General features: G+C 44.9%; 14 protein-coding genes and 1 pseudogene. 9 read left to right on the top strand and 6 right to left on the bottom strand.

Annotated elements, in window-relative coordinates; all coding sequences use genetic code 11:
* Positions 1 to 175 precede the first annotated feature (175 nt).
* Both lepB and RIE73_RS12670 read left to right on the top strand, forming a co-directional pair.
* On the top strand, positions 176 to 1,219 hold the full coding sequence (gene lepB, locus RIE73_RS12675) for a signal peptidase I (protein ID WP_446401510.1): 1,044 nt from the start codon (positions 176 to 178) through the stop codon (positions 1,217 to 1,219).
* A gap of 179 nt (positions 1,220 to 1,398) precedes the next feature.
* Complete coding sequence (locus RIE73_RS12670) at positions 1,399 to 3,717, top strand: GAF domain-containing protein (protein ID WP_446401509.1); 2,319 nt, start codon at positions 1,399 to 1,401, stop codon at positions 3,715 to 3,717.
* Between the two features lie 124 nt (positions 3,718 to 3,841).
* Here RIE73_RS12670 and RIE73_RS12665 read toward each other — a convergent pair whose 3' ends face one another.
* On the bottom strand, positions 3,842 to 4,180 hold the full coding sequence (locus RIE73_RS12665) for a hypothetical protein (RefSeq protein ID WP_446401508.1): 339 nt from the start codon (positions 4,178 to 4,180) through the stop codon (positions 3,842 to 3,844).
* 148 nt (positions 4,181 to 4,328) lie between these two features.
* Here RIE73_RS12665 and RIE73_RS12660 point away from each other — a divergent pair, with 148 nt between their 5' ends.
* Positions 4,329 to 4,535, top strand: coding sequence for a hypothetical protein (locus RIE73_RS12660; protein WP_446401507.1), 207 nt, complete (start codon positions 4,329 to 4,331; stop codon positions 4,533 to 4,535).
* Here RIE73_RS12660 and RIE73_RS12655 read toward each other — a convergent pair.
* Both RIE73_RS12655 and RIE73_RS12650 read right to left on the bottom strand, forming a co-directional pair.
* Entirely contained in the window at positions 4,518 to 5,354 is an 837-nt protein-coding gene (locus RIE73_RS12655) for a HEAT repeat domain-containing protein (protein WP_446401506.1), read from the bottom strand. The genes RIE73_RS12660 and RIE73_RS12655 overlap by 18 nt on opposite strands.
* Positions 5,355 to 5,439: 85 nt before the next feature.
* Positions 5,440 to 5,553: pseudogene (locus RIE73_RS12650) on the bottom strand (ISKra4 family transposase); the annotation flags it as partial.
* 294 nt (positions 5,554 to 5,847) lie between these two features.
* On the opposite strand from RIE73_RS12650, the gene RIE73_RS12645 reads away from it, so the two are divergent.
* Positions 5,848 to 6,849 (top strand): aldo/keto reductase, encoded by a 1,002-nt coding sequence (locus RIE73_RS12645; protein WP_446401505.1) that lies wholly within the window; start codon positions 5,848 to 5,850, stop codon positions 6,847 to 6,849.
* On the opposite strand, the gene RIE73_RS12640 is transcribed toward RIE73_RS12645, so the two are convergent.
* The gene (locus tag RIE73_RS12640) at positions 6,833 to 7,105 is read right to left on the bottom strand and encodes a hypothetical protein (protein ID WP_446401504.1); all 273 of its coding nucleotides are present in this window, start codon (positions 7,103 to 7,105) and stop codon (positions 6,833 to 6,835) included. The genes RIE73_RS12645 and RIE73_RS12640 overlap by 17 nt on opposite strands.
* Positions 7,106 to 7,840: 735 nt before the next feature.
* Between RIE73_RS12640 and RIE73_RS12635 the strand changes: the two genes are divergently transcribed.
* The 4 genes from RIE73_RS12635 to RIE73_RS12620 all read left to right on the top strand — a co-directional run bounded on the left by RIE73_RS12635 (position 7,841) and on the right by RIE73_RS12620 (position 12,392).
* The gene (locus tag RIE73_RS12635; protein ID WP_446401503.1) at positions 7,841 to 8,536 is read left to right on the top strand and encodes a sigma-70 family RNA polymerase sigma factor; all 696 of its coding nucleotides are present in this window, start codon (positions 7,841 to 7,843) and stop codon (positions 8,534 to 8,536) included.
* A gap of 212 nt (positions 8,537 to 8,748) precedes the next feature.
* Positions 8,749 to 9,528, top strand: coding sequence for a hypothetical protein (locus RIE73_RS12630; RefSeq protein ID WP_446401502.1), 780 nt, complete (start codon positions 8,749 to 8,751; stop codon positions 9,526 to 9,528).
* 548 nt (positions 9,529 to 10,076) lie between these two features.
* Entirely contained in the window at positions 10,077 to 10,574 is a 498-nt protein-coding gene (locus RIE73_RS12625; RefSeq protein WP_446401501.1) for a Fur family transcriptional regulator, read from the top strand.
* 93 nt (positions 10,575 to 10,667) lie between these two features.
* Complete coding sequence (locus tag RIE73_RS12620) at positions 10,668 to 12,392, top strand: iron uptake porin (RefSeq protein ID WP_446401500.1); 1,725 nt, start codon at positions 10,668 to 10,670, stop codon at positions 12,390 to 12,392.
* Between the two features lie 459 nt (positions 12,393 to 12,851).
* On the opposite strand, the gene RIE73_RS12615 is transcribed toward RIE73_RS12620, so the two are convergent.
* The gene (locus tag RIE73_RS12615; RefSeq protein WP_446401554.1) at positions 12,852 to 12,926 is read right to left on the bottom strand and encodes a PEP-CTERM sorting domain-containing protein; all 75 of its coding nucleotides are present in this window, start codon (positions 12,924 to 12,926) and stop codon (positions 12,852 to 12,854) included.
* A gap of 273 nt (positions 12,927 to 13,199) precedes the next feature.
* Between RIE73_RS12615 and RIE73_RS12610 the strand changes: the two genes are divergently transcribed.
* On the top strand, positions 13,200 to 13,322 hold the full coding sequence (locus RIE73_RS12610; RefSeq protein WP_446401499.1) for a hypothetical protein: 123 nt from the start codon (positions 13,200 to 13,202) through the stop codon (positions 13,320 to 13,322).
* A gap of 117 nt (positions 13,323 to 13,439) precedes the next feature.
* Here RIE73_RS12610 and sfsA read toward each other — a convergent pair whose 3' ends face one another.
* Positions 13,440 to 14,195 carry a DNA/RNA nuclease SfsA gene (sfsA, locus tag RIE73_RS12605; protein ID WP_446401498.1) on the bottom strand — a complete coding sequence of 252 codons (756 nt, stop codon included), beginning with the start codon at positions 14,193 to 14,195 and terminating at the stop codon, positions 13,440 to 13,442.
* Positions 14,196 to 14,203: the final 8 nt, after the last annotated feature.

Raw genomic sequence — 14,203 nt, 5'->3', positions numbered from 1 at the left:
TATCGTTATTTTAAAGTATAGGCTGTTTTGATAAATTTTTATAAAGATATTCAAATTAACTTGTCACTCTCCTGGTTTACTGGTTATAGTGAAGCCGCTCTCTTAGACTTTTGTTAAAGTCAGCATCTTAACCTGGGGTATCTACTGGACTATACCGATATCGAAGGCAAGCCCTATGTCTCAATTCCAGCCCCCTTCCTCAGCGAGTTCAGTAAAAGAACCGTGGTTAGCGGTTAACTTATCCCTATTTTTTCCCGGAATTGGTCAGCTTTATGCCGGAAAGATTATCCGAGGGCATAGTTTAATTATCACGCAAGTCGGGTTATATGCTTTAAGTGGATGGTTAATCTTAAGTCAACTCGGCAATATTTTTATCGGAGAAGTTCTATTAATGGCGACTTTTGCCTTAAGTATCTGGGGAATCGTAGATGCTTATGACTGTGTCAAGAAAGCGAATCCGCCCAGTTTTGAGAAAAGCAGAACCCGTCACAAAGATCCTTGGCTGGCGGTCTTTCTCTCCCGCCTGGTTCCTGGTGCAGGTCATTTATATATTAATCGCCTGTGGTTAAGTGTTCTATGTTTTAGTTTTTTTGTTATTTCTCTGTTGGTTCATCTCGTCCCGATACTCTTCAAAGCTTTCGTTTTTTATCACGCTTATATTGCCACAACTGTTCGTCGTGAACGCAATCAACTCCCTATTTTTTGCATGGCAATTGCTTCGATTCTATTTTCTATCTTAATTTCTATCCAGGTGTTCCTAGTTACCACACATATCGCTGATATTCATGGTATTACCACGAACGAGATGAAGCCAACGTTACAAACAGGCGATCGCGTGATTGTGGATAAACAAATTTATCATTTTCAATCCCTCCAACGGGGAGATGTTGTCCTATTTTTACCGCCGCAATCCTTGCAAGACAACCATTTTCGAGACGCATTTGTGCAGCGCATTATTGGTTTACCTGGAGAACGGGTAGAGATTGACAATGGAACAGTTTATATCAATTCTCAGCCTCTAGACGAGCACTATCGTCAAGGAGGTGATCACGACCCTTTTAGTCCCATCACCGTTCCCGCCAATTCTTATTTCGTCTTGGGAGATAACCGGAACCACAGCTATGATAGTCAGGATTGGGGTTTTCTTCCCCGACGGAATATTCTGGGAAAGGTGACTAAACGATTTTTTCCGCCTCAACGAATGGGAATCGTTGACTAATCAGGCAGAAAAATGGCTACAGTACGGGTAGTATGGTTGATAGGTCACGGGCATGTCAAGATTGTAGCTAGAGCGGTTGCGCCAAATCGCATCGTATCAGAAGCATCTTACCCGATAAACCTTGAGAAGCGGCTTACATGGGCAACTGCCTGGTTCGAGCAAAGGGAGGATCTATACGGATGTCAAATTACCAGGACTTAAGTTTTATATTAACAGAAATGTTAATAGAAGTCGCTCAGTGCTTCAAGAAAATTATCCGTGTTGATCGGGTTAATGTTTTTTTATTAGACCGATATGATCCAGAGCAATGTCTGGTTTTAACACCCAACTCTTCCCAGCCGAAAGAGTTAAGAATTCCCAATACAACTGGGATTGGCGGAATAGCTAACGTACAGCGTTTTGTCAAAAATCCGTTTGAGTGTCAGTTTTACCGGGAAGAACATGGCATAGAGCTACCGCGATCCTTTGATTATATCGTTTATAATTTATTATCTCTACCCTTATCGACTAAACAAAAAAATGTTGTTGCCTTTGTGCAATTAATCAACAAATTAAAACCCGAGGCAAACCCCGATCATCCTTTAGAGAAGAGGATTGACAATCAGGGATTTACTCAAGACGATGAAAAGCGATTTTATCAGGCAAGTGCGTGGATTCGCTCAACGGTGGAGCGATGTCAGGCGCTGTATGCAGAAATTAAGAAACAAGAGGTTTTTATTGGTTTTATTAAAGCCATTCATACGATTAGCCAAGGCGGATTAAATATTGATGCGATCAGTCAGCTAATTATTCAAGAAGCCAAGGAGTTAATGAATGCCGATCGCAGTCGCTTATGGCTCATCGATCAGGAACGCCAGGAACTGTGGACAATGATAGAAACAGAGGAGGGTTCTACTTACGAGAAGCGTCACGGGATTGGCGTTGGCTTTGTCGGTAAAGTGGCTGAGTCGGGAAAAGCCTTAAATATCCCCTTTGACCTCTATATCTATCCGGGTGTTGATCGGATTAAAAAAAGGGATTGCCATACTGGGTATCGTACCTGTAGTTTACTCTATATGCCCATTTTGACTCCGGATAAGCAAGTATTGGGAGTATTGGAATTAATTAATAAAAAGAAACGGGGCTATTTTCCGGCGTATGATCCCGATAGTTGGCCCATCCCACCCGATATGTTTAAGGCAAGCTTTAGTCAAGCCGATCAACAATTAATGGGTGCCTTGGCGCTGCAAGTGGGGATTGCTTTGCAAAATTCCCGCCAATTCGCGTCGCTGAAACAGCAGGAAAAGATTCAACAGCTTATTTTAAAGACCCTGGATAATGGCGTGATTTATACCGATACCAAAGGGCGAATTATTACCGTCAACGAAAAAGCGCATCAGCTACTCAAAAGTAGTGATTTAGATGGGGTGGAAGGGCGTTGGATTGGTGATTTTATTCAGGTGAAAGAGAGTAACTTTGCCCATTTAGTCCAAGGCGCTTTAACAGAACGCCAGGACTATCACGCCCCTCATACGGTTATTGCCGAGGATCAGGAACAGCCGATTGATTTATCAATTCGGTCAATTGCGGAGAACAATGGATCGCAGAATTTTTATGGACTCGTCGTCGTTCTCAACGAAATTAAGTCCACGAGTTCTGCTCAACTGCCAACCTATCACCAAGTCAGCCAGGAACTTACCCAGGAATTTCGGAAAAAATATGATATCCAGTTATTTTCTCACCCCAATGTAGCAATTTTATGCGCCAATATTCAAGGCTATACCAGCTTGATGGACGATATGGAAGCGGAAACCGTTGTTTCCATGCTTAATCAATATTGTGAATTGATGGTACAAACGGTCTTGAAGTATCAAGGCACTTTAAATCAATATATTGGTGATGCTCTAATTGCTGTGTTTGATACCTCCTTACCCGTAAGCGATCGCGCCTGGTATGCGGTGCAAACGGCGATAGATATGCGCCAACAGTTAGCTGAGTTTAATTCTAGCCATTTGACCGCAAATCAGCTAATGCCTCGCCTGGGTATTGGTATTCATGTCGGGAGAATCCATCTAAACCAGAATGGTTCTCAACCCCCTTTATCCGGTGATCTTGTCAACTTTACCTCATTACTGGAACAAGTCAGTCGCGATTATGGCTGTGACATTATTATTAGCGAAACAATTTATAAACACTGTCGCGATCGCGTCTGGGTGCGAGAACTGGATCGCCTCCCGGTGAAGCGTAAACCCCAATCCCTCGCTATATATGAACTTATGGGACTTCGTTCCCAGTCACTTTCCCCTCAACAAGAACAGATTATAGACCATTATGAAAAAGGGCGTCGCTATTACCTAAACCAACAATTTGCCCTGGCGATTGGGGAATTTTCCCAGGTTTTGGCAATGGATGGCGCTGATAAGGCGGCGAGACTACATATCCAGCGCTGTTTGTATTGGCTAGACTCGCCACCGCCTCCCGATTGGGATGGGGTGTGGACATTAAGTGTTGATTGTTGATTGTTGATTGTTCATTGTTCATTGTTGACTCTTCACGTCGTTCGAGGAAACCTGGTTTTGAGGGATGTAGGTCAGTTTTCCTATCCAAGAAGTCGGGGATCTGGCTTGGATATACTGTACTTTATCAACCTGAATTATGCTGTAAAAACCACTTTTCACCCTTCAGGTTGAGGATGACTGACTCCACAACATCGGCTTGGGTGAAGTTTCCGGCTTTGAGGTTATTGTAATGGCGTTGCAGTAAATCAATATCCTGGGATTTCCAAGGGACAAGGCGGGTAACTATTGCTATCTTTTCGGCTAAGTCTTTTTGAAGTAGTGGCAATTTCTGAGCGTTTTCCCAGACTTGGAGAAACAGTTCCAGTGTTTTTTTACCGTCTGAGTAGTTGAGTGATGTGGGAGTTGTTTTAGGATAGCCTAGCCATTTCAGCAGGGTTTTTACTTCATCATTACCACCACTCAAGAAATAGATTAAAAATCGTAATTGTAAATACCCTTCAGAATCTACATAATTTTGCGAAATCGCACCTTCCCGTAATATTAACTCCAGGTCTGACTGATTTCGCCCTTGTTCCCAGCCTGCTAGATTTAGCTCATAAACATTATGTAGAATGACAACAACTTCGTTTAACTCCAGTTTTCGGACATTGCCTAATGCAGAAGCCGCGACATTGCCTAATGCAGAAGCCGTAAAGCTACGAACTACTATATCAACGGTTTCATCCTGGAGGAAGTTGAGAATCTCAGGGATGTATACAGCGCCAGCTTCTCCCAGTTTACCTAATGCTTCAGCCGCCGAGTTACGAACGTGTGAGTAAACATCCTAAATCAACGGTTTTATCCTGGAGAATATTGAGAATCTCCGGGATGTATATAGCCCCAGCTTTCCCAAAATTACCTAATGCTCTAGCCATCGATTTACGAAGTCTTGAAGAAACCGTTTTATCCTGAAGAATGTTGGCAATCTCAGGAGCGTATATAGCCCCAACTTCCCCCAGATTACCTAATATATCAGCCGCTGAGCCACGAACTCTTGAGTTAACAGTTTTATCCTGAAGAATGTTGGCAATCTCAGGAGCGTATATAGCCCCAGATTCCCCCAAATTGATTAATATATTAGCCGCCGAGACGCGAACTTCTGAGTCAATGGTTTCATCCTTGAGGATGTTGAGAATCTCAGGGATATATTGAACCCTAGCTTTCCCCAAATTGCCTAATGCTCTAGCCGCCCAGCCACGAACTCCTGAGTCAACAGTTTCATCCTTGAGGAAGTTGAGAATCTCAGGGATGTATTGAGCGCCAGTTTCTCCCAGATTGTATAGTGCTTCAGCCGCTGAGACACGAACCCATGGGTCAACTTTGTCATCGTTGAGAATTTCGGCAACTTTCTGTGCAATATCCTCTGATTTATTAACCACCAATTTCAAGTCTTTAGTTTCATATTTAGCTAACTTTTTGAAAGCATATTTCTTCACTTCGTCATGACTATCATCAAGGGCAGCGACTATCCCCTCAATCTGCCAAGCTTGCGGCTTAGGTTTGGGTGGTTCTTGGGCGCTAACCCAAGGGAGGGCGAGGAGGAGAGTCAGGAACAGGGTAAACAGGAATAGGAAAAAGGGTTTTTTATTTTTTGTCATTTGTCATTTGTAAGGGTTTGAGGCTGATGTACGGGTTGTCTACTTTCTGAACTTGGCGATGATGAGTGCTGTAACCCACTTCTATTGTTTCAATACCCTCGAACGTTTCAATTTTATCCGCTGGAGTATTATAAAGTATTTTGGCTATCGCCTTAACATGGTCGGCTATTAGTTTTTTGCCTTCGGGTGTCATTGTCATAAAGGTGTTCCCTAATTACAATCATCGTCCCCGTTATGACAGCCTCCGCCTAGTCGCGACTTGATTCGTGATAAAAAATCGCGAATAATTTTCCCTTCCCATTGTCTTCTTGCAAAATTGGGATGCTCCCTGTAGGGGCGGGTTTTACGACTACCATTTCGTACCTCACCCCGGATGTAACTAAACCCGCCCCGACTCAATCCCTTCTGTTCCCGGTTCCCGGTTCCCTCTCCTCACTTATTGCAAAGTTAAGCAAAGTCAGCACAATGGGAAGAAAGTCTGGAGGTGCAGTATATGTCCGAAAAAACGAACCGACGCACATTTCTCTTAACGGGTATGGCGGTAGCGGGTGGAATTGTGGGAAGTGCGGCGTGGAAACAAAATCAACCCTCAGCTTCTCAACAGCAATCAGCGGAAACCCTCGCCATGTCAGTCTCTGGAACCACCACAATGCCAGAACGGATGTTAGGAGATACAGGGGTTTCTGTGCCGATTTTAGGCTTAGGAGGGGCAGGGAAGACACCCTTATCCAAACCGAACAAAGAAGCGGAGGCGTTGGCGATTATTCAACGGGCGTTAGAATTAGGGATTCGTTACTTCGATACGGCGGCGAGTTATGGACCGAGTGAAGGCTATCTCGGTAAAATCTTACCAAACTACCGACAGCAGGTGTTTCTCGCCAGTAAAACCGCCGCCCGCGATCGCGATGGCGCGTGGCGGGATTTGGAGCGATCGCTCAAACGCTTGAATACGGATTATTTGGACTTGTGGCAATTGCACCACGTCTCCTTTCATGAAGAACTCGATACGATTTTTAGTTCAACCGGGGCTGCTAAAGCGATCGAAGAAGCCAAAGCCCAAAACTTGATTAAATACTCTGGGATTACTGGACATCACGAACCCGATGTGATTGCGGCTGGATTGCAGCGTTATCCTTTTGATACTACCCTAGTTTGTATTAATGCGGCGGATAAACATCACCCCCGTCCATTTATTCCCACAATTTTACCCGTTGCGCGAAAGCAAAAGGTGGGTGTGATTGCCATGAAAGTCCCAGCGTATGGGCGGTTGTTTAAATCCGGTGCTTTAGACGGGATGCACCAGGCGCTGGGATATACTCTCTCTCAATCCGGGGTTCACTGTGCGGTGATTGCGGCAGAAGATGTGCCACAGTTAGAGTCAAATGTGGAGGTAGCCAGCCGTTTTCAGCCGTTGGATGAGATGGAATTGGCGGCGATTGAACAGCGCACGGCGGCGAATTGGCAGACAAATACATTTTTTAGGGCGTGGACTTAATATGACCATCTTCTTCTTGTTGACGTAGCCATTCAGGGTCATTCGCCTTTGTCGTATAGTTCCACATCAGTTCCCGATCTTGCCAAACTTTAGCTGGGATCAGGATTTGTCCATTCTCTTCGCGATAAGAAACACTATAAAAATCAAAGACTCGCTTGATATTTTCTCGGTGTTCTGAGTTAACAGCCGAATTGGAAACCACTAACTCATCTTGCGAGCGAATAACTGGGCGATAGGGAACATACTGATTACTCATGCAAGCGACTGTCAAGGTTAATAAAACCAGGGAGATCGACCAATTCAGAATCACGTTTTGCATAATTATATGGCAGTTTCCAAGCTGATGTGCTATATCCAACTGTAGGGGGCAAGGTGTCTATAATACCAGTCAAGTATTCCGAGAAACCGGGTTTCTTGACTGATGTCCTATGCCAGGATAAACGAAACAATCAGTCGAAGTAACGTTTTGTAAACAAAGTCAATGTTCTGCGTAAAATTAACTCTCTTCTGACGAGTAATGAGTAGAATCTGTTTTTGTCAGACAAAATCATGAAAATCAATACGCTAATGCTGGGATTTTGGACGCCACTAATTTTTATTCGCGAAGCCTCACCAGCACAAGCAGGAGAGGAACTCATCCGCTGCCCTTCCCTTACCTAGTGATCGGTAACGAATCCTAAGAGCCAACTATTCCGAAATCCCCGAAAAAAGTTTTGTTGTCAGTTGAGTCGTTGCGATTATAACCCGGTGCTTGACCAAAAATTGGAACAACAACCACCCACCTGGAGTCATAAGTCTTTCTACCTAGTCAGCTGCAGGTTTGATAATTTCTTGATCAATCTTGCCACACCTTTGCTATGATGTAATGCTTTCAGCTCATCTATGACTTCTACACATCTGTGTAGGAGTCTCTTGTACCCGTGAAATTTTCTACACAGTCAACCCATTTGACGAAACAAGGCACATAATATAATCTTTAGCCAGACTTGATATGACTCAGCACTTTAATCACGCTCTTCTTCCTGAAGACCCAATAAAACGCTGTCTCAAGGGAGATTGTCTGGTTTGTGGACAACTTCTGAGCCACTTGGAACATCAACGAAGAATTGAAAGAATTGCCCGTAAAAATACGAGAGGTACGGCTGTTTCCTGGGAAGATGCTGCCCAAACTGCCCATGCTAAAGTATTTCAAGCTGTAATGGCGGGAAAGTTCCGCCAAGGGGATGTCCAAGACTTCTACCACTGGGCTGCAATGGTGGCACGTTTTGCGATTATTGACTTGGTTCGTAAGGAAAAACGACAAAACTGTATCAGTTTAGACCAAACCATTCCAGGCACGGATTTGCCTTTGTTAGAAACGATACAGGATGAGTTGGATTTGTTGGATACTGTAGAACGTGCAGATTTAGTTAGTCGCGCCATTGATGCGATTTCAGTGCTGGATAAACGTCATCCAAATCGGGGTTATCAAAAACTCTGGTATGGTAAGGTACAAGGCAAAACTCAAGTCCAACTAGCGGCTGATTTGGGCTTAAAAACGCAAAGTGCTGTCTCAAAACGTTGGCGCGAATTACTAGAACGCCTTGCTGAGGAGTTAGGCTTGGTGCAATCGGCAACGATTCAAGCCGATATCAAAGCGACAAGCGCTCAAAAGGTTCAGCGAGGGCGTTCCACTCAAGTTTGGTAAGGATTGTCTTGCCATAAGTCACTGGTAGGGGCTTGAGGGGGTTTCAAGAATCATCAGCAGATCAGGTGTATCTACGTGAGGAAAGGATTTGAAGTTTTGGTAAACTCGCTCGATTTGGATACGCAGTTCGGTGTAATTTAGAGTAGGCTAGGTTTCAGGTGGTTTGCTTTCTCATTTAAGCAGAGTATGGTATCGTCTGGAGCTGTAAACGAATGCGTATAAAGTCTAGTGAATACAGGTTTCCTCAAAATTCAACATTAAACCAACGCTCCCCTCAACCTGGAGAAATCTGGGAGGTTAATCGTTCGGTGTATAGCCCTCTAGAGTTGTCTTGGCAAGAGCAACAGAATCTATTTCCTGATTCAGCACGACGGTTTTTAGCCGGAAATTCGCCACCACGCTATGTGATGATTGTTAAGGAACCTGAATCCCCTGTCGCCGCAGAAGCGGAGTGGCAAGTTGTTTCGGTTATGGTTCTTTCACTAAACACCGATTTTCTGAGTTCTGTTGATTTGCTGATTCCCGCTAATTTGTCTGGCGTTGGACAAGATTTGCTAGCCCAAACGTGGCATGTACTGCCAATGTTAACCTGTAATTTGTCTCATCCCATTGGCAAACGGTTGTCGAGAGAGGTTTATGATTTATTGCTGGATGTGGGAGATTACTATCAGGGTTTAATTGATCAACCCCCATCGGCGCAAGCCATTGAATTAGGCGGATTGAAGATAGGCAAGGGAGTCACGGAACAACAGCCAAAACTTCAGGCGTTTCACCAACAAGAGGAAGCCTGGAGTGCTGTTTTAAATGTGCCAGTCGCCGCTTATAATGTCTATCTTAAGACGATGAACTTGACCGCAGCGATAGTAGAGGACGCTGTGCAACTTGAGCAAGAATTAATTGAATCGGGTGCAACGTTATGGGGTAAATCTCAGCCAAATTCCCATCGGAAAAACTGGCGAATGTCCGGGGGTGACAGGGCTCTCAAAAAGTAGGGGTTCTCCGGGAGTTACGGTGATCAGGAAAAGCTGCACCCAGACGTACCATGGCACGTCTAGCATAAGTAGGTGGACACAATTAAAGTTAACGGTTGAGATTAGGCAACAGATCCCCGACTACTATTTAGACCCCCGGTGAGTATATGTTCCATCCCCACCAAGATGCGATCGCGGAAAATGGCTGTATGGGTATGTTTAACGTGATTCCCCTGTGATCGATAGTTATTTTTTCCTCAGTTATTGCAAAATACTATCAATAGCTGTAGACTAAGAACCATTCACCCAGTTATTGCTAAATTTTCTTAACAATGTCATCGGTTCGTTTTTTGTCGATCACGGGTGCAGCAGCGACTCTGATTGCCCTGACAAGCTGTGGTAACCCGCCAACCTCTAATCCAGCAACGCCAGAGGCTAACGGTTCACCAGGGACAACTAGCCAAACATGCCCACCCTACGATCGATCAAGGGTTTGGACATAAACCTAACGTATTAAGTTAGGGAAATAGCTTTCCAGCCCTGACATAAGACAAATGACGAATTTTTGAATGCGTGAAGTCTTAACGGCAAACTCCCTCAAATTAGCCCTCAACCGCAGAAATTTGCGGATGACTCCCCAGAGAGAAACGATTCTGCAAGTGTTTCAAGAACTTCCCCCAGGGGAGCATCTTAGTGTCGAAGAGTTGCATGATTGGTTAGAGGAGCAAGGAAAACAGGTCAGCCTGTCCACCGTCTACAGAACTGTTAAGTTAATGGTTCGCATCGGTGTGCTGCGGGAACTAGAACTAGCAGAAGGACATAAGCATTATGAGTTAAATTATTCGGGTTTAAAACATCACCATCATCTTGTCTGTCTCCAGTGTCATCAAACCATTGAGTTCAAAGATCCGTCAATTTTAACGATTAGCCAACAACAAGCGATGGCTGAAGACGTGGAACTGCTTGACTGCCAGCTTACCCTTCATGCGGTTTGCTTGGAGGCAGTACGGCAAGGGTGGCCCCTTTTATTGCCCAGAAACTGGTCATGTCCCCGGTACGGGGATTGACAGACTATAGTTTCCTTTTGATAATGAAAATCATTGTCTTGGTGAAATCAAGGAACCATTAATTCTCAACAATTACAGATCAGGTGTGAGGACATGAAACAATCAAGAAAACTCTGGAACTATGGGCTAGTTAGTCCGACAATTTTGGCAGCAATATTGGGTGTGGGAGTGAGGGCGATCGCCACAGAAGTGGATTCGCTTCAAACCACAGCCCCCCTAGCGATTCCAGCCAACCTAGACACCGAAACATCCGATCCCATCAGCCAGATCGCCCAAGTTCCTGATCATAATGGCGATTCCCGGGATGAGATCTGGGAACAAATTAACCACTACAGCAACGAGACAAACGCCTTGGATCAAGTCACCAATGTCTCTCAGTTACGGGATGTATCGCCTGGAGACTGGGCGTATGAAGCCTTGCGATCGCTCGTTGAACGCTATGGTTGTATTGCGGGATATCCTGATGGCACCTATCGAGGAAACCGGGCTATGACTCGTTATGAATTTGCCGCCGGGTTGAATGCCTGTTTGCAGCAAATCGAACGCTTAATTGCAGGGACTGACGGTGTTGACGAAGGTGACTTAGAAACCCTGCGACGATTAATTCAGGAATTTGAAGCCGAACTCGCCACGTTAGGAGCGCGGGTGGATAATTTAGAAGGGCGAGTGGCATTTTTAGAGGATAATCAGTTTTCCACAACCACCAAACTATCGGGCGAAGTCATCTTTGGTTTAGCAGGCGTGGCTGCGGGAGAGGATGCCAATGGCGATGATATCGATAATGTCACCATTTTTGGTCATCGCACCCGCCTAGAATTAAATACCAGTTTCACGGGAGAAGATGTCCTCAGAACCCGACTCCAAGCGGAAGGGTTAGGTTCTCTAACCGAACAGACGATTACACCGGAAGGGGATCTTTTCTTTGCGGGTGCAACGGATAGTGATGTCGTGATAGATGCCTTACTCTATGATTTTCCCCTAGGTGAAAATACTCGTGTTGTCCTTGACGCCAATGCGGGTGCGTCTGATGACTTTGCCAGTACCGTTAATCCATTCCTGGATGGTGATGGCGGTAGTGGGGCGCTGTCTCGCTTTGGGACACGACATTCTATCTATTATTATTTGGATGGTGCAGGGATTGGGATTAATCACGCCTTGGGTGACAAGCTGGAACTTAGTGCTGGCTATTTAGCGAGTGAAGCGGCTGATCCCGGAGACGATACTGGCATATTTAATGGTCCTTACGGGGCGCTTGCCCAGATTTTGTTTAAGCCGAGTGATCAACTGAATATTGGATTAACCTATATTCATGCTTACAATCGAGACACGGATACTGGCAGCCGACGTTCCAATTTTCGCAGTTTTACCGAAGACTTGATTGGGAATGCGGTTCCCACATCTAGCAATTCCTACGGTGTAGAACTATCATGGCGGTTAAGCGATCGCTTTGCCCTTGGCGGTTGGGTGGGCTATACCCAAACCACAACCCTTTCAACCTTGGGTGGACAAATTGATCGCGGTGACTTGGATATTTGGAATTGGGCGGTTAATTTAGCCTTCCCGGATTTAGGCAAAGAAGGAAGTGTTGCCGCGATTTTGGTGGGGATGGAACCCAAAGTGACTGATTCTAGCGTTAATATTGCCGGAATCGATACGGAGGATGATGATACGTCGCTGCACATTGAGGCGTTTTATCAGTATCAGTTAACTGATAACATTGCCATCACACCGGGAATCATCTGGCTGACTGCGCCTGACCACGATAATGATAATGAGGATATTGTAATCGGGGCTATCCGCACCACGTTTAGCTTTTGATCCGACATCAAGTCCGCCTAAACAATCATTAGGACTTGCTGCACAATGCAGAAACCCTGATATCAAGTCCGGTTAATTAATTAACCATAATAACAATGCTGTAACAGCAAAAGTTTCGGGATTTTTGATTACAGCAGATTTCAGGTTGATCAGGTATAGCCTCAAGCAAGATCCCTGATTTATTAGAGAAGTCGGGGATCTGTCTGTAAAATTGTGGGATAGGTTGTAGGTTGGGTTAACGACAGGAAACCCAACAGAATATAGGGCTAAAATCCTTACTACAAGCCGGAGCGATCGCACGTTAACGTTGGGTGGGATAGCGATCACATTCACTACCCAGCATTAACGTACTACTTTACATGCTACAACTTGACGTGCAAAATGTGGGTTTTACTTTTTTTGACCCCAGGGTAACGAGTTTTTTTAGTATGTTTGTTTCCTTCAGGACAACCTCTTTTCCTAATTTTTTCGCTGTCTTTTTGTCTTTTGCTTGAATAAGACACCGAATCCCAAGGCGGTAGCCGAACTTGGCAAATCGTTAACTATTTAGTTTCTTTCGATATCTAGAATCACTAATTCCCTCGGCAAGCGCACAAAGAATTTATCAAGGAGCAATCAAACGACTAGGTGAGGTAATGGATTGAGTCTTGAGATGCGATCGCTGAGTTAAACCGTTACATAACTATACATTTTTGTTAACATAAACTATTTTTTTTTAAGCTTTGATAAAGAAGGTTGTATCTATGGCTTGAGATAGATAAAGTGACGGCGAGTAGTGTTGCCCGCTCAATACTTAGGAATTTTAACATGAATAAACTTGTCAAACGTCATACATGTCGGGAATTCTTCGGAGGTAAATGTAGCGTACAAGCCAGCCGCGTCACCTCTCTTGCATTCGACCCAGCCGTCAGCGATCGCACGTTGGGTTAAGTCCTGGATACAGTCGGGATGGCTAGTGCGACAAGGGAACTCCTCCGGGTTCAGTGGGTTTAACCATGAGGGTAAGTTCGGCTGAGATGGAGATTATTTTTTAGTAATTTATCATAGCTAGTCTGAAAGAGCCGGACTTATTACCAACTCGGCTAACCCTAAATAGCGAATTCCTTGGGGAGTAATCTCAAAACGACAGGGTAACACCTCAAGTCCCTGAGTCACCGCTTCTCGCAAAAGTTTTCCATAAACGGGGTCAGTACTATCACCTGGACTAAAGCGATCGCAGTCCCCCCGATTGATAAAATAAAGCATGATCGCCTTGGCTTGGGGAAGTAACTGCTGGAGTTCTTGCAGGTGCTTTTGTCCCCGTGTGGTTACGGTGTCGGGAAATAAGGCTAAGCTTCCCTGCGCCCACGTTGTATTTTTGATTTCCAAATAGATAGGAGGCGCGTCATTCTCCCCCGTCAGTACAAAATCAACCCGACTTTTCCGATTTGCGCCATAAACCACTTCGGGGCGAATTTGGCTGTAGCGATTGGCTAGTTCCGGAATCAGCTTTTGTTCCAGAATGATCTTCATCACCCGATTGGGTAGGGCGGTATTAATCCCCACCCAAGTTGGTTTCGTGTCATTGACTTGGATCATCTCCCAAGTGTAGGCTAATTTGCGCTTGGGGTTATCACTACGGGAGACCTGAACTAAACTTCCAGGAGTGGAAACCCCTGTCATCGGACCCGTATTCGGACAGTGGGCGACGATGGTTTCTCCTGATGTAAGCTGAATATCGGCAAAAAACCGCTTGTAGCGTCTGAGTAGCGTCCCCGTCTCTAGTGTCGGGTAGCTGTAAATCCAATCGGAATGATCGTCCATTAATTTTG

It is taken from the genome of Coleofasciculus sp. C1-SOL-03, assembly GCF_040220555.1.
Classification (GTDB): Bacteria; Cyanobacteriota; Cyanobacteriia; order Cyanobacteriales; family Coleofasciculaceae; genus Coleofasciculus.
The sequence above is the reverse complement of the archived record's forward strand: the minus strand, read 5'-3'. Positions and strand labels throughout refer to the sequence as shown.